Source organism: Natrialba chahannaoensis JCM 10990 (genome assembly GCF_000337135.1).
GTDB lineage: Archaea > Halobacteriota > Halobacteria > Halobacteriales > Natrialbaceae > Natrialba > Natrialba chahannaoensis.
Genome location: NZ_AOIN01000078.1, coordinates 66,131 through 86,262, shown reverse-complemented (window position 1 = coordinate 86,262; position 20,132 = coordinate 66,131). Strand labels below are relative to the sequence as shown.

The 20,132-nt window shown below is 56.8% G+C and carries 19 protein-coding genes and 3 pseudogenes; 16 read left to right on the top strand and 6 right to left on the bottom strand.

Annotation, left to right across the window (positions count from 1 at the left end; translation table 11 throughout):
- Both C482_RS14295 and C482_RS14285 read right to left on the bottom strand, forming a co-directional pair.
- A pseudogene (locus C482_RS14295) lies at nucleotides 1-1,145 on the bottom strand (hypothetical protein); the annotation flags it as partial.
- A 402-nt stretch (nucleotides 1,146-1,547) separates the two neighbouring features.
- Nucleotides 1,548-2,043, bottom strand: a pseudogene (locus C482_RS14285) (hypothetical protein).
- Nucleotides 2,044-2,131: 88 nt separating this feature from the next.
- Between C482_RS14285 and C482_RS14280 the strand changes: the two are divergent.
- Nucleotides 2,132-2,317, top strand: coding sequence for a hypothetical protein (locus C482_RS14280; protein ID WP_006168416.1), 186 nt, complete (start codon nucleotides 2,132-2,134; stop codon nucleotides 2,315-2,317).
- A gap of 9 nt (nucleotides 2,318-2,326) precedes the next feature.
- On the opposite strand, the gene C482_RS14275 is transcribed toward C482_RS14280, so the two are convergent.
- The 3 genes from C482_RS14275 to C482_RS14265 all read right to left on the bottom strand — a co-directional run bounded on the left by C482_RS14275 (nucleotide 2,327) and on the right by C482_RS14265 (nucleotide 3,607).
- Complete coding sequence (locus C482_RS14275; protein WP_006168415.1) at nucleotides 2,327-2,929, bottom strand: hypothetical protein; 603 nt, start codon at nucleotides 2,927-2,929, stop codon at nucleotides 2,327-2,329.
- A gap of 2 nt (nucleotides 2,930-2,931) precedes the next feature.
- Entirely contained in the window at nucleotides 2,932-3,276 is a 345-nt protein-coding gene (locus C482_RS14270; RefSeq protein WP_006168414.1) for a hypothetical protein, read from the bottom strand.
- A gap of 70 nt (nucleotides 3,277-3,346) precedes the next feature.
- Nucleotides 3,347-3,607: a phenylalanine--tRNA ligase subunit alpha gene (locus C482_RS14265; protein ID WP_006168413.1), complete on the bottom strand. Its 261-nt coding sequence runs from the start codon at nucleotides 3,605-3,607 to the stop codon at nucleotides 3,347-3,349.
- A gap of 673 nt (nucleotides 3,608-4,280) precedes the next feature.
- On the opposite strand from C482_RS14265, the gene C482_RS14260 reads away from it, so the two are divergent.
- From C482_RS14260 to C482_RS14235, 7 genes and pseudogenes are all read left to right on the top strand, one after another.
- Entirely contained in the window at nucleotides 4,281-5,324 is a 1,044-nt protein-coding gene (locus C482_RS14260) for a tyrosine-type recombinase/integrase (protein WP_006168412.1), read from the top strand.
- A gap of 556 nt (nucleotides 5,325-5,880) precedes the next feature.
- The gene (locus C482_RS14255; protein ID WP_006168411.1) at nucleotides 5,881-6,228 is read left to right on the top strand and encodes an SHOCT domain-containing protein; all 348 of its coding nucleotides are present in this window, start codon (nucleotides 5,881-5,883) and stop codon (nucleotides 6,226-6,228) included.
- Nucleotides 6,229-6,326: 98 nt separating this feature from the next.
- Complete coding sequence (locus tag C482_RS14250; protein ID WP_006168410.1) at nucleotides 6,327-8,444, top strand: heavy metal translocating P-type ATPase; 2,118 nt, start codon at nucleotides 6,327-6,329, stop codon at nucleotides 8,442-8,444.
- Nucleotides 8,445-8,471: 27 nt separating this feature from the next.
- Nucleotides 8,472-8,660: pseudogene (locus C482_RS20555) on the top strand (IS1595 family transposase); the annotation flags it as partial.
- A gap of 687 nt (nucleotides 8,661-9,347) precedes the next feature.
- A complete protein-coding gene (locus C482_RS14245) occupies nucleotides 9,348-10,154 on the top strand; it encodes an FAD-binding protein (RefSeq protein ID WP_006168409.1) in 807 nt (268 codons plus the stop codon).
- A gap of 157 nt (nucleotides 10,155-10,311) precedes the next feature.
- Nucleotides 10,312-11,046 (top strand): P-loop NTPase family protein, encoded by a 735-nt coding sequence (locus tag C482_RS14240; RefSeq protein WP_006168408.1) that lies wholly within the window; start codon nucleotides 10,312-10,314, stop codon nucleotides 11,044-11,046.
- Between the two features lie 76 nt (nucleotides 11,047-11,122).
- On the top strand, nucleotides 11,123-12,376 hold the full coding sequence (locus C482_RS14235) for an FAD/NAD(P)-binding protein (protein ID WP_049896765.1): 1,254 nt from the start codon (nucleotides 11,123-11,125) through the stop codon (nucleotides 12,374-12,376).
- A gap of 187 nt (nucleotides 12,377-12,563) precedes the next feature.
- On the opposite strand, the gene C482_RS14230 is transcribed toward C482_RS14235, so the two are convergent.
- Entirely contained in the window at nucleotides 12,564-13,832 is a 1,269-nt protein-coding gene (locus C482_RS14230) for an FAD/NAD(P)-binding protein (RefSeq protein ID WP_006168405.1), read from the bottom strand.
- A 104-nt stretch (nucleotides 13,833-13,936) separates the two neighbouring features.
- On the opposite strand from C482_RS14230, the gene C482_RS14225 reads away from it, so the two are divergent.
- The 8 genes from C482_RS14225 to C482_RS14195 all read left to right on the top strand — a co-directional run bounded on the left by C482_RS14225 (nucleotide 13,937) and on the right by C482_RS14195 (nucleotide 19,856).
- A complete protein-coding gene (locus C482_RS14225; RefSeq protein WP_006168404.1) occupies nucleotides 13,937-15,244 on the top strand; it encodes a GTP-binding protein in 1,308 nt (435 codons plus the stop codon).
- A complete protein-coding gene (locus C482_RS14220) occupies nucleotides 15,213-15,452 on the top strand; it encodes a DUF7511 domain-containing protein (RefSeq protein ID WP_049896764.1) in 240 nt (79 codons plus the stop codon). The genes C482_RS14225 and C482_RS14220 overlap by 32 nt, the downstream gene beginning before the upstream one ends.
- Before the next feature lie 32 nt (nucleotides 15,453-15,484).
- Nucleotides 15,485-15,742, top strand: coding sequence for a hypothetical protein (locus C482_RS14215; protein WP_006168402.1), 258 nt, complete (start codon nucleotides 15,485-15,487; stop codon nucleotides 15,740-15,742).
- Nucleotides 15,739-15,936: a 30S ribosomal protein S14 gene (locus C482_RS14210; RefSeq protein ID WP_006168401.1), complete on the top strand. Its 198-nt coding sequence runs from the start codon at nucleotides 15,739-15,741 to the stop codon at nucleotides 15,934-15,936. Before C482_RS14215 ends, C482_RS14210 begins: the two co-directional genes overlap by 4 nt.
- Nucleotides 15,937-16,155: 219 nt before the next feature.
- Nucleotides 16,156-16,308, top strand: coding sequence for a C2H2-type zinc finger protein (locus C482_RS21850; protein ID WP_006168400.1), 153 nt, complete (start codon nucleotides 16,156-16,158; stop codon nucleotides 16,306-16,308).
- Nucleotides 16,309-16,941: 633 nt separating this feature from the next.
- Complete coding sequence (locus C482_RS14205) at nucleotides 16,942-17,892, top strand: ABC transporter ATP-binding protein (RefSeq protein ID WP_049896761.1); 951 nt, start codon at nucleotides 16,942-16,944, stop codon at nucleotides 17,890-17,892.
- Nucleotides 17,889-18,797, top strand: a complete 909-nt coding sequence (locus tag C482_RS14200) for an ABC transporter permease (RefSeq protein WP_006168398.1) — start codon at nucleotides 17,889-17,891, stop codon at nucleotides 18,795-18,797. Before C482_RS14205 ends, C482_RS14200 begins: the two co-directional genes overlap by 4 nt.
- A gap of 741 nt (nucleotides 18,798-19,538) precedes the next feature.
- Complete coding sequence (locus C482_RS14195) at nucleotides 19,539-19,856, top strand: hypothetical protein (protein ID WP_006168397.1); 318 nt, start codon at nucleotides 19,539-19,541, stop codon at nucleotides 19,854-19,856.
- The last annotated feature ends 276 nt before the right edge of the window (nucleotides 19,857-20,132 follow it).

Below are 20,132 nucleotides of genomic sequence, written 5' to 3'. Positions count from 1 at the left end.
TCGCCAGACTCATAATCGACAATGGCAAGACCGTCGTCGCGATCACTTACCAGAAGTGGGAGGCCGGTTGCGTACGTCTCACCAGCGTTCATGCCGCCTTCAGGCGTCTCGCGGACGAACGGCAGTCCTGCGTAGGTTTCTGCTTCAGCCCACGAGTCGTAATCCGGGTGTGCGTAACCGTCGTCATCCCGGACAGTGTCAGTGTAACCCGTGTATTCGACTTCGAACGACGCAACCTCAGAGAGATCGGGTTGTTCTAAGTCTAACTGGTGTAGCAGCGCCATCCGGTAGCTGTCCGACGCAGCGTCATCAGTGCCGCTCAGGAAGCGTGACATTCCCGCCGCGCCACGGACATCGGACGGGTCCAGTCGACCGTCATCCATCGCCTCGTACATGTCGCTGACGAGGTCGATATCGAAGTTCCCGACGACGTAGTTGCTCTGGCTCTCAACCTCGTTCCAGAGTTCCATGAAGTCCGAGAGTCGGAGCACGGTGCGGGTCGGGAGTCCACCTTCGCCGGAATCGCCGACGTTTGGAATCCCGATGTTGCCGCGGATCGTTACGTCCGAGTCGTCAAACTCGAACACCTCCGCGTCAGCGTCGTAAGCGTCGATGAACTCCTGGTCGAACGGACGGGCGAACGTGCCGCCGTCATGTTCGACCTCGATGATCGGAACCTGCAGCTCGAACTCGTCGCCGTCGAGCTTGTCAAGCAGTTCGTCGCCGCGCTCATCATCTTCTTCGAGGAAGTGTTCAACGTCACCCTCAATCGAGATCGAGGCCGTTTCGCGTTCGGGGCTGATCCAGTTGCTTTGTACGTCGCCGTCGAGTTCCTCGATACCGACAGAGACCCAGTTATCTGCGATGTCTGGGTCCTCTGCAGCAGTGTTGTTGATGTGGGAGAACTGGACGAGCGCCTTCACGAGCGTCGACCACGTCTGCATTTTCTGCAATCCGTAATAGCCACGGACGCGGTTGAGCAGTGTGTTGAACGCTTCCGACTCGTTTTCGGAGTCCTCATACCCCTGAGCGATAGCGTGTCGGCCTTCGAGAGCAGCAATCGAGACGGTGTCGGTCAGGTGGTTCGAGGCAGTGATGTACGCGGCGTCGTAGCTCGCCTTCTCAGACGTTGCCGACTGATGCATGATCGTCTCNAGCAGCAATCGAGACGGTGTCGGTCAGGTGGTTCGAGGCAGTGATGTACGCGGCGTCGTAGCTCGCCTTCTCAGACGTTGCCGACTGATGCATGATCGTCTCATCAGGCGTCACACTGTCGTTTGTGTCTGAATCCGGATCAGCGTGCGCGCAACTGATCGGGAACGCATAGGCGAACAGCGAGTCACACGTTCCTTCGAAACTGAAGTTGTCGGCGGCGACGCTCCCGATCGCGCCACCTCCGAACCCAACTGTTGCCGCTGTTCCTGCTGCCCCTGCCACCTGAAGCATTCGCCGGCGACTCATCGTACACCCGGCCGTGGGCTGTGGGCTGTCTGTACTCCGGGTTTCGTCCGTGGAAATATCGTCAGTCATTGGTCTCTGAACCTCGATTACTTGTAGGCGATCAGGTAGAACGCGGCACCGTTGAGGAACACCGTGAACCAGCCAACGTACCACATCGTCTCCAGCGTGTGCGAGACGGCCGGCACGAGTGCCCCGAGCACGTTCAGAATCACCGCCAGGAGCATCACGACAGTCTCCACGTCGGTGTAGTCCTCTGGCGTGGTCTCGTTGGTCAGCCAGCCGATCACGAGCACACCCACGGAGATGATGAACGCGTACGTGATCTCCGTGCCGTGGGCCGCATACAGTGCGTCCGTCAGCGCGAAGTTCAGCGGCTCGCTGAACTCGAGTGTCCCGACCGCGCCGATCGAGAACGACGCCAGGACGAAGATCGGTGCGAGAATGCTGTCTGTGAGGTCGATACCGTCTNATCGAGAACGACGCCAGGACGAAGATCGGTGCGAGAATGCTGTCTGTGAGGTCGATACCGTCTTCCCGTCGAATTGAGTTAGGAACGTACTTCTGCGGGAGGCTAAGTGCCATACGCAGGACCGGTTGCTCCCTCGTATCTAATAAGTCAGGAAAATATGACTTCCATAGTTATTTAGTATATTGGGTTGCCGCCCGATACATGGCGCTGAACAAACTTCGACAGATTGGACAGTACTCTGCCGGTGTGACGATGCCGAAAGGTGATCTCCGATATGAGGGGCTCCTTGACCAAAACGGGGAATTAGACGGTGATCACTACGTGAAAATCAATCACGAGGGAGACGGGAAGTGGACAATAGAACTCGTCGAGGAGATTCAACCGTAATCGAGGCAATTAGTCAAGGTCGAGTATCGATGCCAGCGTATCCGATCCTTGTAAACTAATTCTCTGAGCTTCGTTGCTACGATCTTCTGCAGTGTACCAGAGATTCTCAGCTCGGTCAAACTCCTCGTCTTGGGCTCTCCTAGCAGACCGCCTCAAAAACCCAGCAGATTGATAATAGAGTCTTGCTCGTTCTTCCGCATCCTCACATACTTCACGAGCGTCTGAATTGTCGATTTCGTATGTGAGGCTGACTGCATTAGAAAAATATTCTTCCGCTTGCTCATAGTCCGCTCGTGCGTCCTCTGCCTCTATTTCTGTATCAATATGATTTCCATTCCCCCCGCTATCAATGGCGTCGTTCAAATTCCTAGTTCCCTCATTTAATTTACCAATCCCGTCCTCATACCAATCCAAAATCTGTTCCTTGTCCTCTGTATTGTCACTCCCTTCCGAATCATCTGAATCTCCTTCTTCACTTGTACTGGATTCCTCTTCAGGCTCTTGTGAACGTGTATTGTCTTGACTCTGATCTTGTTGCAATTCATCGAGGCAACCTGCAATACCGGACACGGAGGCAGTTGCAGCAGCAAGAAGAATATTACGCCGTTGCATTGTTAGGCAGCCTCCGCTTCAGCTCTATACCGTTCTGCCCCGTTGGGGATATTCACCGAGATCGACTCGCGACGGTTTTCCCCCTCGCCCATCGAAATGACGTGGGTTTCGCGCCCAACGACGGTCCCACTACCATCTTCGAAAACGAGTTCTATCTCTACATCACCTGACTGCCCATCATTGACAAGTGCAACCTGAATCTCCCCAGACCCCGTTAGTGCGTCCGAAAACGACTGGCCCGCAGCGCTATCGGTAACCCTGGGATCGGGACCAACTAATCCACCACACCCTGCAAATGGGATAATTGCAACTGCCACACCAGTGAGATACTTTCGTCGCTGCATCATGTCTTCAACGCAACTGGATAATTATCTAATTACCTACTGCTATCAGACCTGATAATGGAGTTAAACAGAGTTATTCAGCGTCTATATCCTCAAGATCATCTGCGTCAAGGTTACCTTCAAGATAGGAACGCCCAAGGTCGGTGATTTGGTAAAAACCAGCATCTTCGTCGTGATATTCAACAAGACCTCTCTCAAGTAGTTCACCCATCCTCTGCCGCACGTACCCTGAATTAAAGTCAATATTCTCGGCAATTACACGCGGTGTGGCGACAATTTCTCGATTCCCCTCGTTTAGAAGAAACTCAAGAATATGATCGTCTGCGTTCGTCATCCACGACACTCGTGGTCGTCGCATCTTGCGACCTGTGCCGCCTGAAACGTCAAAGTTCGACCGATCGCAATCTCCTAACAAACTATTCTGGTTTCTATAGACAACAGTACTGTTAGTTAAATATAAGTGAATAGGGTGTTTGGGTGACCTCAACGGAAGTCAGACGGACCCGCCGGTATCCGGTCGGGTTCTCGTCAGAAACGCGGACCCGATGCTTGGGACATCGGCCCGCCTGGCCTCCGTATCCAATCTACGGAAGCATGCAATCGCTCGACGCAACGGGGGATAAAGCCCCCGATGGACAGTATCGATTAGATTCCAGCCCACAGCCCACGGCCCGGTCAATCCGGGACCGAGCGACTATCGGAAACGGAATCGGAAATTATCGGAAATCGCCAGACGTACGCGAGAGGCTTCAGAAGTGCCGAATTTCACGAAACCTTGATTTATCGGAAGAATCGGAAACGGCCCTGCAACGGCTAAGTATCAGCGGTCCTTTCGATCAGATCTACCGACGGACAGCGACCGCACGCGCCCCCAGGTACCAACCAACGGCGCGCACGGTGAGTCCGCGGTCCCACAGACGTGAGACCATGACAAACCAGACACCCGATCACGGTAAGCGTATCGCATTTTCAGATCACCGCTGCAGCTGCACGCTCGAGGTGCATCGATGAGCGGTGACGGCCTCGAGCCGATCAGTCCCTCCGGTGCCGTTGACTTGCACCTGGACGCGATGAAAGACGGGTCTGCCGAGTGGACCCAGACCAGCCACAAGAGCGATCTCCGAGCGTTCGTCGAGTGGTGTCGCGAAGAGGGCGGCATCGACAACATGAACGAACTGAACGGGCGGCACCTCTACGAATTCCGCGTCTGGCGGCGTGAGGGCGGCTATTCGAACGGGAAAGACGGCGAACTCGCCAAGAAGACACTGCATTCGAACCTCACTACGATACGTGCGTTCCTTCGCTTCTGTGGCGATATAGAGGCCGTTCACGAAGACCTGTATCTGAAAGTTCCGCTGCCAGACCTTTCGATCGGTGACGAGGTCAGTGACAGCAAGATCGTCCCCGAGCGAGTGCCGCCCATCCTCGAGTACCTCTCGCGATACGAGTATGCGAGCAGGGATCACGTCATCTGGACACTGATCTGGGAAACCGGCGCTCGACTCGGTGGTATTCGTGCGATCGACATTCAGGACTGTGAACTCGAGGGACGACAGCCTGGGATCGACTTCGTTCATCGGCCAGAGAGTGAGACGCCGCTGAAGAACGACGAGTCCGGTGAGCGGTACAACCGCATCACCGAACAGACCGCCAGGATGCTGCAGGACTGGATTGATGGGCCGAGATCGAACGTCACCGACGACCACGGTCGAGATCCGCTCATCACCACAGCACAGGGACGAGTCAGTCGGAGCTGTGTCCGCGATGCGTTCTATCGCTGGACACGACCGTGCACGCGCGGGGAGTGCCCGCACGATCGTGACCCAGAGACGTGCGAAGCGATCGATCACTCCTCAATGAGCAAGTGTCCCTCGAGCCGGTCGCCCCACGACGTTCGGAAAGCGAGGGTGACGAAATACCGGAACGACGGGGTGCCGCGGGGAGTCGTCTCCGACCGCCTCGACGCCTCAGAGGAAATTCTCGACAAGCATTACGACCGCGCCAGCCGGCGCGAGCGAGCATCGCGACGCTGGAAAATCATCAACGGATAATGACCATGAAAACTGCACGCAAGAAGGTAGCAACGACCGGGCCGGCCAAGGCCTGTAGCGCCCANGACGCTGGAAAATCATCAACGGATAATGACCATGAAAACTGCACGCAAGAAGGTAGCAACGACCGGGCCGGCCAAGGCCTGTAGCGCCCATGTTTCTTCGGCTTGGTGGGAATCCAACTGACGGCGTAGCGGCGTTTATGCCTCCTCTCAGCTACATGACCATCGAGTTGAACCAAGTTTGTATTCCAAATCGCTCTCGTCTGCTGGTTTGCAGGTGCCAACACGGTCAGTTGGCGTATAACTCTATGCTGTACTGATCTATAAATTGTTGTGTGAGTGACCATTCCAAGAATCGACTTTCGAATAGATCCGCCATCTCTTCGACGAACGTCTGGTAGTGAACGCGATCACCGGGTTGCGGAGCCGGTGGTTCGGTCACTCACTTCGTTTGTTTCTTTCCGAATCTGGTGAACTACCCGCTCACTACACGTACGCATCGTCTCTCAGGATTCTGCACGTCGCTTTATATACACCTCAATCAAACTGACACCATGGCCTCAAATGATGGATTCCTTCGGCTAATCCTGATCATCATTGTTGCGATTTTCATCGTCTCATTTCTCATGATGCTGTTCATGATCCCGCTCATGGGTTTCGGACATATGTGGTCCTGGAATGGCGCGCGTGGGTCCATTTGGCCGTTGCTCGTGTTTGGACTCATCTGTCTCATCGTTATTTTCGGTATCATCTATCTCCTCTCCAGAGCGATCCTCGGACTACAGCGCGATCGGTCGGATGTTGCACTAGAAGAACTCCGCCAGGCATACGCGCGAGGCGACCTTACTGACGAGGAGTTTGAAGAACGACGAGACCGATTGCAACGTGAGGGTGAATCGTGACAAAGCACAATTCGACGGATCAGTCTCACTCGCATGATACTCACGAAGAGCAGGCACAAGAAGAGAAGCCAACCGATCGTGAGTGCCCATGTTGCCGGATGTGTGGGCTGAGCGCGTCGGAATCCGAACGTGATGAAAAATCAGAATCAGTAGATCAGCCATCGGAGCACGAACCCGACGAACACAGCCACGAAGACCACGACCACTCCGGCCACGAAGAACTGTTCAAACAGCGGTTTTTTGCCTGTCTCGTCCTCTCGCTTCCAGTACTCTACTACAGCGAGATGCTTCAGGAGTGGTTCGGTTACGCTGCAATAACCTTCCCTGGGAGCGAGTTTGTCGCGCCGATTCTCGGGGCTGTCGTCTTCATCTACGGTGGTGTCCCGTTCCTGCGGATGGGTGCCGTCGAAGCCCGCAACCGTGAACCCGGAATGATGCTGCTGATCTCGCTCGCTATTACTGTTGCCTTCGTGTACAGCATCGTGGCGGTTGCGTTTGGAATCGGTGAGCCACTGTTCTGGGAACTCGTCACGTTGATCGTCATCTTTCTGCTCGGTCACTGGATCGAAATGCGGAGCGTCCGGCGCGCATCCGGTGCACTGGACGAACTCGCCGAGTTGATGCCGGATACCGCCGAGCGTATTACCGAGTCCGGTGATGTTGAAGAAGTCCGCGTTGACCAACTCACGGAAGACGACCTTGTGCTCGTCCGTCCGGGAGCGAACATCCCAGCGGACGGCGTTGTCGAAGAGGGCGAGTCCAACGTCAACGAGGCGATGATCACCGGTGAGTCACGCCCGGTCAAGAAAGAACCTGGTGACGAGGCCATTGGTGGAACGACTAATAGAGATGGCAGCCTTCGCGTCCGGGTTACAGCAACCGGCGAGGAAACAACGCTCTCGGGGATCATGCGGCTGGTCGAAGAAGCTCAAGAGAGCCGGTCTCGTACCCAGATTCTCGCGGACCGAGCCGCCGGCTGGTTGTTCTATGCGGCGATCGCAGTCGCAGCCGTCACCGCCGTCGCGTGGACCGTCGCCGTCGGTTTCGGGTTGCCGGTCATCGAACGCGTCGTCACCGTACTGGTAATCGCCTGTCCACACGCGCTGGGACTTGCCGTGCCGCTGGTTGTGGCGATCAATACGACGATGGCAGCGCGCAACGGGATGCTCATCCGCGATCGCATCGCCATGGAAGAGGCTCGTGATCTCGATACAATCGTTTTTGACAAAACGGGGACGCTCACGAAAGGCGAGCAGGGCGTTGTCGAGGTTGCTACAACGGAGGACTGGGACGAAGATGAAGCGCTGGCTCTGATGGCCGCCGCCGAAAGCGACTCCGAACACATGATCGCGGAGGCGGTTCGTGCCGAAGCCCGTGAACGCGAGCTGTCCGTTCCCAGCGTTCGTGAGTTCGAAGCCCTCAAAGGACGGGGCGTCCGAGCGACTCTCGAAGTGGAAACTGCAGCGGCTCCCGGTATAGGTGAGTCTGGCATGCAGGATGAAGAAACGATCCACGTCGGCGGACCGAACTTGCTCCGGTATCTCGATGTCGAACCGGACGACCGACTCACATCATTCGCCGACGAGGCCGGCGAACGCGGCCAAGGCGTCGTGTACCTCATACAAGACGAGCAGGCGATCGGCGCAGTGGCGCTGGCCGACGTTATTCGTGAGGAGAGTTACGAGGCGATCGAGGCACTCCACGACATGGATGTCGAGATTGCAATGCTGACTGGGGATTCGAAGGACGTTGCACGTGCAGTCTCCGAAGAACTGGATATCGATACCTACTTCGCGGAAGTACTTCCGGAAGATAAGGACAAGAAGATCATCGAACTGCAGGAACAGAACAAACTCGTGGCGATGGTCGGTGATGGGGTCAACGACGCACCAGCGTTGACGCGTTCGGATGTCGGGATCGCCATCGGATCAGGAACTGACGTGGCTGTAGAATCTGCGGAAGTTGTGCTCGTGGAAAACGACCCGCGAGATGTTGCTCATCTCGTCCGGTTGAGCCGGAAGAGCTACCGAAAGATGCAGGAGAACATCGTGTGGGCTGCTGGATACAACGTGTTTGCGTTGCCACTCGCAGCGGGGATCCTGGCACCGATCGGGATTCTGCTTTCGCCGGCCGTCGGTGCAGTCCTGATGTCGGCGAGTACCGTCATCGTGGCGATTAACGCCCAGCTCCTGCGACGGGCAGAATTTAAAGTCTAACCGTATATTGAGGCTAACCTTCTAAATTTTGACCTCTCCCACGTCGTCCATGGCGACGGCGAATACGCTGACGAAGACGTTCACGTCAACACCTGCGAGAGCCACGGATCGCTGCTGCGACCGTGGCTCTCGCCTCATCGAGGCATCTCAAAAGACAAGCTCACACAGTATCTCCGAGCGTTTCAACTTCGACGCAAACTACTGCGGAAACCTTGAAGAGAAGCGCTCAAACACGCTATCAAAGCCACACTATGAGATCAACAAAGTGCTACACAAGAGCGTCGTGAGCGATAGATAGTAGATCGAGACAGATTTGAAGGAGAGAACACCGAGCGAAGCGAGGTGTTCGCGTGGTTCAGTTCCTGTAGCGCTTATCCTTGCGCATGAGGACTCTATTTGAGAATATGACGACAGAAACTATTCACACACTGGTCGCACAGTTCACCACGACGTAGTTTAGAGATATGTCGTCAGTCACGTTCCGGTACGATGTGGGAACTGGCGCAAGTGATCACCGTGACCAGAGGGGTTCACCCCGATTGAAGGACAGTTGGGTCGTGTGACGGACAGCGTCCGATTACTGTTGAGAACGCTTCTCGAAGTGGGTACGGACCACTCAGGCAGGTGCATCCCATACATCGGTAGGAACGAAGGCCACTGATAGGTATCCTCGATTGAGAGTGTCGAGTCGCCCGAATCGGCACACGAACGGACGAGTCACTGGATGGGATATTCTTAAAACACAATAGTTTATTGGTGTCACGAGGGATGATGTATGAGCCATGATGGAACTCGAACGAAGCCGTACGGTGTCTGGCCGTCGCCAAACGACGGCGACATGGTCGCGAGCGACGCTCGACGTATCACGTACCGATACCCGGACGCACACCACGAATGCCTCCAATGAATCCAACTGAACCGACCAGTACCGACACACGACCGACGGGCGAGACAAACTGTACCGCACCAGAAGCGACGGACGAGCCTGCGATCGATTATCCGGACGACGAGGGGTACCACGTCGTCGTGGTCGGCGGCGGACCTGCAGGGTGTGCGGCGAGCCTATTCTGTGCTCGGGCTGGCCTCCGAACGCTGCAACTCGAGGACGGTCGCTCGACGCTCCAGAAGTGTGCCTTCGTCGAGAACTACCTCGGCTTTCCACTGGGAATCGAACCGCGGGACCTCCTCGAGATCATGCGGGCCCACGTCGCACAAACGGCGTGTACTGTCCGCGAGTCGACCGTGGAGACGATCCAGAGAACCGAGGGTGGGTTCAATGTAGTCACCGACGCGGAGACGATCCGTACGCGCACGGTTCTTGCCGCTTCCTGGTCCAAGAGCGACTACCTCCAGGAGTTGGGCGTCGAAACCGAGCAGGAGGAAGACGGACCAGTTTACGAGATCGACACCGACCAGCAGGGTCGAACGAACGTTGAGGGACTCTATGCGGCCGGTCGGATTACTGGGACTCCCCACCAGGCTCTCGTGAGCGCTGGCGACGGGGCACGAGTTGCTTTGCACCTTGTCTCGGAGCTGATTCCAGAGTTCTACAACGATTGGGTTGCACCAGCGGGGTACTACGAGGGGTACGGAAAGGAAATTCCAGTCGGTGTCGAAGAGGTTTCACACGAGGAACGACGATTGCGCGCCGAGCGCGGTCGAGCGTGGATGCGAGAGTGGTTCGACGAGGAGTCCTCTAGTACTAACTAAAACTGTTTGCACACCGACTGTACTGTCTACGGTTTTCACTCGACGTACCCGATTTGGGTGGTGCTTGACTGGCTAGGTGTCCCGTGGCAGGAAGTATTAAAAGAGTTTTACCCAGTAACAACTTTTATTATTTTGTCTACTTTAGTTAGTAACAACTGTGTTGACGAAACCAACGGGGATCGGAGCAATCAATGACGAGTTCGAGCCCGAGACGTGTCGTATTGCGTTTGTCGGCGAGGCAGGCGTCGGTAAGACGACGATCGCCGCGCTCGTTGCGGCTCGGTTGACCGAACGAACCCGAGTGAACATTGCCGGCGAGGCGGCGAAGTTGGTGGACGACTGCGACGCTGACACCGGCGACGGACTCGATATGGAGTGGGTGGTTGCGGACTGCCCACCAGGCGTGGATGCGATCGACGCCCGACCCGAGCGGCTGGATGCGGTGTTCGTCGTCGCGACGGTCGAGTCACTCGAACGCGTCGAGACATACGAACGTCGCGCTACCCGGTACGATGTCGACTGTTTCCTCGTGCTCAACCGGTTCCGCGAGTCGGCACGGGATCGGCTGCAAACGTTCGACGGCCCGGTGCTTGCGGAGTACGTTTACGACAATGAGGCGATTCCGTCGGCGATCGACGAGGACCGCGTCCCGGACCTTCCGGAGTGGACAGTCGAGGCGATACTCATCGAGGCCCTCCAGCCCGAACGCCAGGACGCCGAGTGCGCACTTGAGACACTCAAACGCGGCCACCGATCGATTGTCAACGTCGAAGTCGAGGAGCGAACTGACGCCGATCCGCTCGTCGACTCGTTCGAATCGGCCGGATTCAGCGCGGCTTATTTCGAGTGCAACTGTCGATGTCACGACGGACACGTGCTCGCACGCCGATAGCTGGAGGAATGGCAGCTACCGCTTACGTTGGCACGAGTCGAGTTCAGCGCTATCATCGCTGGAGTACAGGACGACGATGAGGGAAACCGACACAGATACTGATTCCCTCGTCACGATCGTCGGCGGCGGGGTCCACGGGGTTCATCTGGCGGTTCGGCTGTTGCAAGCGGACCTGGTTGAGCCGTGTGAACTGTGTATCGTCGACCCGTCCGGTCTTCTCGAGTCGTTTCGTCGAACATGCCGTCAGTGTGGAATGGCCGAGTTCAGATCGCCGTTCGTCCATAACGTCGCTCCCGATTCGTTCTCTCTCAGGGATTTCGCACGGGAACACGGGCGACAGGATGAACTTTGTCCGACGACGGTCGGTGCAGAGCGACCCACAGTGTCACTGTTCTTCGACCACGCGGAGTGGATCTGCGACCGATACGACCTCGAATCGATCCGGATGGACGCTCGGGTCACTACCATCACCGATACCGGGCGTAACGTCGAGGTTGACACTACTCGAGACTGTATCACCACCCGATGGTGTCTTCTCGCTGTTGGACACGGCCGCTCTTTTACCTATCCGGAGTGGGCGACTAACCTGCTCTCGTCGAACCCGGTGACGCACGTCTGGGATCCGACGTTCGATCCCGACGCAATCGGTGAGACGGCGTCCGTCGGCATCGTCGGCGGCGGTATCACGGCCACACAGCTCGCGACGACGGTCGCCCAGCTACCGGGCCGGGACGTGGTTCTGTTCGCCCGAAGCCCGTTTCGTGTGGAAACGCTCGAGGCGAACACCGACTGGATGCACTTCTCGGGCGTTACTGAGAAACTCCATGCACACCCGCCGGCCTCACGTGCTCGCGAGGAACTGGTGACCGAGGTTCGGTACGACGGAACGATACCTCCGTACGTGTTTCGCCGACTCCAGCGAGCGCTCGAGCAGGGCCGGATCGAACTCGAACGGTCGGAGATTGCGGTCGCGACCGAGGCTGGCGGAACGGTCGTCACTACTTGTCAGGACGGCAGTGCGTACTGTTTCGACGACCTGATCTGTGCAACAGGGTTTGGATCGCCATACGACGGTGAATTGTTCCGCCACCTGCGCCAGCAGTCAACGCTCCAGACGGGCTACCGCGGCGCACCCGTCCTGGACGACGATACGCTCCGATGGATGCGTCAGAACGGAACTCCCTCGCGTATTGCAGTTTCGGGCGTCGCTGCACAGCAGGTTCTCGGTCCGTTCGCTCGCAACGTGATTGGTGCCAAGCGAGCAGGAACGCTGATCACCGGATTCCTCGAGTCCGAACTCGACGCCGAGAAACAGGAAGTTGAGCTGTGAAGGACCTCCAAGTCACGTCCCGTTACATTCATCGTATCTGCCTGTGGAACACTCACAATTCTACTGGGACATGCGTTCGACCGCGAAACCGGGACGTTTTCCACGGCAAAACTGGTCGTGTCGTAGACTGGTACTATCTCACCTGTAGAACGGGAAGCCTCGCCTGTTTACGTCGCGGCGGAGAGACTCAATCAGACACTTCTGTCTCGTGCATTACTCCGCTCGTGCCGTCCGCCTCGGAACGGCGAAGTCGCCCTGTGATGGCAGCTGTAATCCGATCGGCGGCCCGCCTCGCTCCCGGAATATTGGGCGCGTACGGGCCAACCGTCCCGAGGGCAAGCGCCCCGGAGACGTACAGCGGAACGAACCGTCCGTCCTCGCACTGCCAGACGAGCGTCTCGTCGTCGAGAACCGGCATCCCTCGATAGCCTCGACCCAGGTCGAGCTCGTTCGTGATTCGGTCGACAAACGGGTGATCGAAGACCGATTCAAATCCGGTTGCGAGGACCACGCGGTCGCCGAGTAGCTGCAACCCGTGGTCCAAAGAGAGCCGAACCGACTCGCCTTCGTCCGTTGCCGCGTCGACAGCCCCCTGTGCGAGCGTGAGCGCACCGCCGTCGATTCGGTTCTTGAGTTCGGTGTAGAGAGACGGCGGCACAGTCGCAGTGTGGCGGGCGTCTGAAATCACTTCGAACCGTTCACTCGAGCCCGGCGGATGAACGTGGAGGTTCTGTTCGACGTGCGACCAGTTGATCCACGGCGGATCAGCCTCCGAGACCTCCCACTCGAGTGGGTGCCGTGAGAGGAGAGCGACCGACTGCGTTTCGCTCAATTCACACGCGAGTTGTGCGGCCGTAATTCCGCCGCCGACGACGATGGTTCGATCCACCGACCTGTCGGGATCGAACCCTTCCCAGACGTGTTCGGCGTCGTCGAGAGTGTTCGCCCAGTCGGGCCATCGGTACTGACCGCCGTGGCCGATCGCCAGAACGCAGTGGTCGGTGTCGATGGGTCCGGCCGTCGTCTCGAGTCGAAGTCCCGTTCCGTCGGGGTGTTCGTGAATCCCGTTGACGGTAGTCTGTCGATGCAGCGAATCGAGTTCCTTCTGTTCGATTACGTGCTCCGAATAGTCCAGAAAAAGATCGAGCGACGGGCGCGGGGGGTAGTCAACTGTCGGAACGAGTTCGTTCTCCCGATCGGTCGCTTCGGCGAAGCGCTCGAGACCGAACGGTTCGGTCCCAACGTGGTGAACGAACGTCGATCGGAGGGCCTCCATGCCACAGGCTGTCGCCTTTTCGCGGAACGAGTCCAGTAGCCGGGCGTGGGGTTCGAGGATACAAACAGCTGCCCTGTCGAACGGGGCGTCTTCGAGGAGACGCTGGGCGAGGTAGGTGCCGTGGATTCCTCCACCGACGATGGTACAGCCGAAGTGTTGGGTTGAGTTGCGTGTCGTCATACGGGATACGTGATGTCGGTATCCAGGCACAGTCCCCGCATGTTAATAAGAACTTTGGAGATAGTAATAACATATATTACTGAAGGAGCTCGTGTTGGTAATGTATGGAAGAGCAGACGATCCCCGTGACGGTGCTTTCCGGGACACTCGGTGCCGGCAAGACGACGACGCTCAATCATGTCCTGCGCGAGAGTGGCGACCGCGACCTCGCCGTGCTCGTCAACGACATGGGCGACGTGAACGTCGACGCGGACCTCGTCGCCGAATCCTCCGACATTTCGGCTGACGAAGCGGAGCTGGTCGAGCTCTCGAACGGCTGTATCTGCTGTGAACTGCGTGGCGACCTGCTCGATGCGATCAGCGGACTCACACGCGAACGGGAGTTCGATGCGATCGTGATCGAGTCGACGGGTGTCGCCGAACCGCTCCCTGTCGCGCAGACGCTGACACTCGGGTTCGATCAGTCGGACCTCGACCCCACCGAGTTTTACGAGGAAACCGGTATCGAGCCGCTCGAGAACTGTCATCTCGATACGACGGTGACGGTCGTCGACGCGCACCAGTTCACCGAGGCAATGCGATCGGACGAAATTCTCGACGACGACGGCACGGCGAAACACCTCGGCGACCTGCTCGTCGAACAGGTCGAGTTCTGTGACATCCTCCTGTTGAACAAGTGTGATCTCGTCGATGAGATGAGCCTCGACAAAATCGAAGCGATACTCGAGACGTTACAGCCCCGAGCCGAGATCGTTCGGACAACCCATGGCCGAATTGCTGTCGACGAGGTGATCGACACTGGTCGGTTCGACTTCGAGGAAGCGAGCCGATCGGCAGGCTGGATGCAAGAACTGCAAGAGCCCCACGAATCCGCCGAGGAAGAACACGGCGTGACCTCGTTCGTCTTCGAGGCGCGGCGTCCATTCCACCCCGAGCGATTCACCGATCTCCTTAACGCGTTCCCGGAGGACGTCGTCCGATCGAAGGGCCACTTCTGGCTCGCTGGCCGCGAGGAGATGGCGCTTCTGGTAAACGTCGCCGGACAGTCGATCCGAGTCGCACCCGCTGGGGGCTGGATTGCAACCCTCCCACCCGAAGCACGCGACGAGCAGTTGGACGCGTCCCCCGAACTCGAAGCGGCGTGGGACGACGAGTGGGGGGATCGCGGGACGCGACTTGTCGTCATCGGGACCGAAATGGACCACGAATCGGTCCGGAACCACTTCGAACTCTGTCTACTCACCGACGAGGAGATGGACGCCGACTGGGACACGTTCGATGATCAGTTCCCAACGTTCGAAGAGCCTGAAGCGGTCGAGGACGGTGAATCGGAGCGTCCCAAAGTAGCCGAGGACGATACACCGGAGAGCTCCACCGACGATGTCCAGAAAGAAATCGGAATCGCAGATTGACCCGCAGCACTCGAACGATCACGTGACCGAACACCCATCGCCGCCGTCCGTCGAGCACCCATCACTAGCGTGTTGTGCGATCGTCGAACCGACCGATTCGGGGTCGGACCTGTGTACGATCTACTCGATCGCGTCCGAGGACTCGCTCGTGACGGCGTGGATTTCGGCCCGAGAAGAGTCGTACTGTTCGCTCGAGGACGCACGATAACTACCACTACCACCACCAAACCCTATTGAACAATGTCTACGGCATTCCAAACAGCAGTCACGAAGAACGTATCACGCACGCAACGCTACGAAGCGATCGATTCGCTCGCTCGAGAGAACGAGACGACGAACCTCGGAGTTCTCGTCCAGATGGGCGGCCTCAGCGGAGAGTTTCGCCGGCATGCACTCAACGCACTCGCCGACTGTAACGCGACGACGGTGCTCGAAGAACTCGCAGAAGACACGACGGTTGCCCCCTCGTTGCGACGGAGAGCGGAGGAGTTGGCATGACCGACGGCGAGACACACAACGTGACGAACGACTCAAACGACGATGCTGACACAGCGAATGGACGAACAGGGAATCAACGTGTTTGCAGAGATACCGGTCGAGAACAGGGCCTGATCGGCGCGTACGACATCTGGCTGTGTCGACAGTCGTTTCGAGAGATGGCTCGAGATATCGGCTTCCGAAAGTACGACTGACTGAGAGACGGCGTTTCGACGGAAGTGAAACGAGGTCTGGCCAGAGGTGTTCCGCTGAGCAAATTCTGCAGAGCGTCCGTCACTGACGACGGTCACAAGGCAGTGAAGGAACTCGGCAGGTGTACGATTCTCACCGGTATTCTTATTAAAATGTGTGTTCCAACCGTGTCTCTTTCCTAGTAAGCATTTTATTGGTGGGACGACTCAAGGAGTATCGCAATGGCTTACTCCTGTTCCAGTTGTGACGCTGAGTTCCAGTCCGCCGCCGGTGTCACCCAGCACGTCGCGCTCCACCACAACACCTGTGCGGAGTGTAACGACCAGTTCGATGAAGCAGACGAACTTCGGGACCACATCCACCAACATCATTAACGGACGTCCAGAGAGCTGTCACCGCGACTCGACAGATTTGGGGCCTGAAGCCGGTAGCACGAGCGTTCGACCGGCCGCTGTTGGCCGATTCGAACTGAAGCGAAAACTGGAAGCGACTGGCTGGACGGTCGGTCGTCCTCAAGACAACTGATCTCAGAGCCCTACCGGAGTATTTGTCTCCATGCGAGCGAGCCAGAAATCGCGACTGGCTCGAATCGGTAATCCACGTCACGCCCATGATTTTGCGACGAGCAGACGTGACGCGCAGCTCCTGTCACGTCGCGCCCTTCGATACTCAATGTCGTTGTACTCGAGTACCCACCGACATCCAGCGAGGCAGTCGACTCTGGTGGTGGTACTCAGAGGGTGATGGGATGCGGTCCGGCAAGGTGCTACTGGTCGGTGGATACCCGAAGGATGAGACTGTCTCAAGCGGTAAGTACAGATTCATATTGACCGCTGAGGATGTTGTCAGTCAACCCATACTTTGGTATAGAACGTTCGTACCTTGCACATCCTCCAAATTAGAGTAACTGAATCGTTCCGTTTCATTGAAAACGCTCGATCCTTAATATATCATAAGGATTATTATTCTCCACTTTGAGCAGCATTCAGGGCGTGCTCAGAACTGACATGACTGCTATTACCACAACTGGGATGACGAAAGAATATGGAGAGGTGACCGCGATCGATAATCTGAATCTTGACATTGAAGAGGGTGAGGTATTTGGCTTTCTCGGCCCGAATGGTGCCGGAAAGTCTACGACGATCAATATTCTTCTCGACTTCGTGACCCCAACCTCCGGATCGGCAACTGTCTTAGGTAGTGACCCGCAGAAGGCGACGAGAGAACTCCACCGGAGGATCGGAGTTCTCCCCGAAGGATACGAATTATACGATCGGCTTTCCGGTCGCAAACACCTCGCATTTGCCGCTGAAACCAAGGGGGCTGATGACGATCCCTCGGAGCTGCTCGAACGCGTCGGGCTTGATCCTGATGAGGGTGACCGGAAGGTCGGAGGGTACTCAAAAGGGATGAAACAACGGTTGGCTCTCGCGGCGGCATTAGTAGGGGATCCGGACCTGCTTATTCTTGACGAACCATCTGCTGGGCTCGACCCCACAGGTATCCAGCGAATGCAGGAACTCGTTCGAGCAGAGGCAGAGCGCGGAACAGCCGTATTCTTCTCCTCGCACATTCTCGGTCAAGTCGAAGCAGTCTGTGATCGCGTCGGAGTATTGAACGACGGAGAACTCGTCGCGGTCGATTCGATTGAAGGATTACGCGACGCGTTCGGTAGTGGTACGACACTAACAATCGAACTGGATACGATCCCCGACGACGCGCTCCCGACACTACCCGAGATCGAAGGAGTCGCAGGATACGAGATAAACGGTACCAGCTTGGCCGTCCAGTGTACTACTCCACGTGCGAAGGGAGAGGCGATCAGCCATGTCCAAACTGCTGGAGCAACTGCACTGGACATCCATATTGAAGAAGCCGGTCTCGATGTGCTGTTCAACAAGCTAACAGCGACCGATGAGCAGCGGTCAGACGAGTCAGTCGAGGAGGTGGTCGCATGACCACAGTGCTCTCCGTTGCGAAGAAGGATTTCAGCGATGCTGCTCGGGCGTTTTCGCTGTGGGTTGCAACACTCCTCTTAGTTGGGGCGGTCTGTGCCGTCTACTTCTTTATTTGGGGCGCATCGGACATTCCTGAACCGCGTCTCGACCACGGGATTATGGCGATCATGTATCCCATCCAGTTTTTGATCGGGCTGATTGCACTCTTGATCGGATTCGGTGCGATCGTCGGTGAGCGAACGACCGGTTCGATCAAGTTTCTGCTCGGACTTCCACCAACCAGGGGCGACATGTTCTTTGGGAAATTCATCGGTCGATTTCTCGTACTCGCCGTGGCTATCATAGTGACGTTCATAGCGGTCTCGGGACTCAGTGCGGCTACGTACGGGGAGATCCCACTCTCAGAATTTGGACCGTTACTGCTGTTTTCTCTCCTGTTGGGCGCTGTCTGGACCAGTATCGTTGTTACCCTCTCAGCGCTATCTGCGTCCCGAACCCGGGTTATTGCCGCATGTATCTCGATCTGGCTCCTCTTCGTCGTACTATGGGAGATCCTCCTGTCAATCATACACCTTCTCATTGAAGGTGCCTTTCCTGAAGCGATGGGTCCAGACCTAGTGGCTGAACCGACGTGGATGCTGGTCCTCCAGCGGCTTAATCCAGTGGAAGCGTTCGCAATTGTGAGTTCCGAGTACGTCGGTCCAACAATTCTCCCCGCGTTATTTACGTTTATTACTGGGGCTCAGCGAGGTGAGTACACAATAACGGAACGGTACCACGGGCAGGAAGGCGCGACCGAAGTTCCATTTTTCTTAGAAGGAGAGATTGCTCTAATCATTCTCTTGGCATGGGTCCTGATTCCATTGGCCATCGGCTATCTTCGATTTCGGTCGGTTGATCTTTGAAACACACGAGCAAAAATCATCGACCCTTTCCAAATTCAACGGATATCTCGTAATACGGTCGCACACCTACTGAACAGCTGGTTCAGTCCAGGCCATACGTGATCGCGTTGATTCATCAGCTCTATCTCGCATGCCAATTCTGGTATGAATCTGGCAGATAACTGTTCGCGCCGGTTATGCACACGAAATAGAGCAAGTCGTGTACACAAACTGTATTAAATAGCATGAGAAATTGCACTACCTTCCTGTTGACCGACAGAACTGCCAATTTGAGAAGGTTACAAGCTGTCCAGTAATATCTAAGACTAGCATTTCGGGGTTTGTGTGTGCGAAAATTCGGATTCGACTGCTATTGTCAGAATGCAACTAAAGATGCAACGAGGAGTACCTATTAGAAGCGAGTGGCAGACTTCTCGTACCCAAACCATACGTCTATTCTTGCTCTTCTTCCCACCGTCCAGCGGTAGATATAAGTCACTACCAGTTAATAATTAGAACGGAAGCCGCGACGTTGGGGTATGGAAATGCCCCGGGTGCGCCAACACCCAAGGCGTGGCTTCTAGCGGACTTCACTGAAGCCATGTTTGCGTACATTCTCACGGGATATAAACATCCCGCACGATTGACGCGTCGCCGCGTCCGCCCAGTAGCGTCGCTCTCCTCCGAATTTAGCGATGGAATTACCGAGGGAATCACCAGAGCACTCGTCGGCAACCCCACCGACGTTCCGAGGTGGTCCCAATGGACCTGAGTGATGATGACGAACCTTGTATCCCCGATGGTCAGGATACCGACCAAGGCGGCCAAGACAGCCAAGACGATCAAAACCACAACCACACCACCGAACACACAGACACCGACGACCAGACGAACACCAACCACGAACCCAGACCGTGCCCGCGATGCAACACCCCCATCCGCCGCACGACAATAATCGGACCCACCGACGCCGTCGCCGGCCCCTGTGGCTGTCGTATCGCCCCGCCGATCCCCGACCAGAAAACCCACACCAATCGGACCACGAACGTCACCTCCCCCGATCGAGCTGACGGCTCCTAACTCGAGTCCCCTCTGGCTCCACCCCCGTACCTCGCCCCGTTCTCTCGTTCCCTCGGGGACGAAACAGGGCTACTGCACGCAGTCGGATCACGGCGGGATATCGAGTGTCGGGCGGTGTGCGTGATGGGTGGGATTCACCGGAATCCAAGTCGGAATCACCACCAAAACTACCACAACCACAAAACCACCACCGACCACACCATCACAACCGAGCGCACCGCGTGGCACTCGAGTCGAAACCGCGATTCGTCCTGCGGTCGCAGGGTATTGTAGTGA

Bases quoted from the DNA above. Each gene is read 5' to 3' on its own strand.
- C482_RS14245 (WP_006168409.1), top strand. From the start codon at position 9,348: ATGAATCCAACTGAACCGACCAGTACCGACACACGACCGACGGGCGAG.
- C482_RS14260 (WP_006168412.1), top strand. From the start codon at position 4,281: ATGAGCGGTGACGGCCTCGAGCCGATCAGTCCCTCCGGTGCCGTTGAC.
- C482_RS14215 (WP_006168402.1), top strand. From the start codon at position 15,485: ATGTCTACGGCATTCCAAACAGCAGTCACGAAGAACGTATCACGCACG.
- C482_RS14230 (WP_006168405.1), bottom strand. From the start codon at position 13,832: ATGACGACACGCAACTCAACCCAACACTTCGGCTGTACCATCGTCGGT.
- C482_RS14270 (WP_006168414.1), bottom strand. From the start codon at position 3,276: ATGATGCAGCGACGAAAGTATCTCACTGGTGTGGCAGTTGCAATTATC.
- C482_RS14280 (WP_006168416.1), top strand. From the start codon at position 2,132: ATGGCGCTGAACAAACTTCGACAGATTGGACAGTACTCTGCCGGTGTG.
- C482_RS14250 (WP_006168410.1), top strand. From the start codon at position 6,327: ATGTGTGGGCTGAGCGCGTCGGAATCCGAACGTGATGAAAAATCAGAA.
- C482_RS14195 (WP_006168397.1), top strand. From the start codon at position 19,539: ATGGACCTGAGTGATGATGACGAACCTTGTATCCCCGATGGTCAGGAT.
- C482_RS14235 (WP_049896765.1), top strand. From the start codon at position 11,123: ATGAGGGAAACCGACACAGATACTGATTCCCTCGTCACGATCGTCGGC.
- C482_RS14265 (WP_006168413.1), bottom strand. From the start codon at position 3,607: ATGACGAACGCAGACGATCATATTCTTGAGTTTCTTCTAAACGAGGGG.
- C482_RS14205 (WP_049896761.1), top strand. From the start codon at position 16,942: ATGACTGCTATTACCACAACTGGGATGACGAAAGAATATGGAGAGGTG.
- C482_RS14210 (WP_006168401.1), top strand. From the start codon at position 15,739: ATGACCGACGGCGAGACACACAACGTGACGAACGACTCAAACGACGAT.
- C482_RS14275 (WP_006168415.1), bottom strand. From the start codon at position 2,929: ATGCAACGGCGTAATATTCTTCTTGCTGCTGCAACTGCCTCCGTGTCC.
- C482_RS14225 (WP_006168404.1), top strand. From the start codon at position 13,937: ATGGAAGAGCAGACGATCCCCGTGACGGTGCTTTCCGGGACACTCGGT.
- C482_RS14255 (WP_006168411.1), top strand. From the start codon at position 5,881: ATGGCCTCAAATGATGGATTCCTTCGGCTAATCCTGATCATCATTGTT.
- C482_RS14200 (WP_006168398.1), top strand. From the start codon at position 17,889: ATGACCACAGTGCTCTCCGTTGCGAAGAAGGATTTCAGCGATGCTGCT.
- C482_RS21850 (WP_006168400.1), top strand. From the start codon at position 16,156: ATGGCTTACTCCTGTTCCAGTTGTGACGCTGAGTTCCAGTCCGCCGCC.
- C482_RS14220 (WP_049896764.1), top strand. From the start codon at position 15,213: ATGTCCAGAAAGAAATCGGAATCGCAGATTGACCCGCAGCACTCGAAC.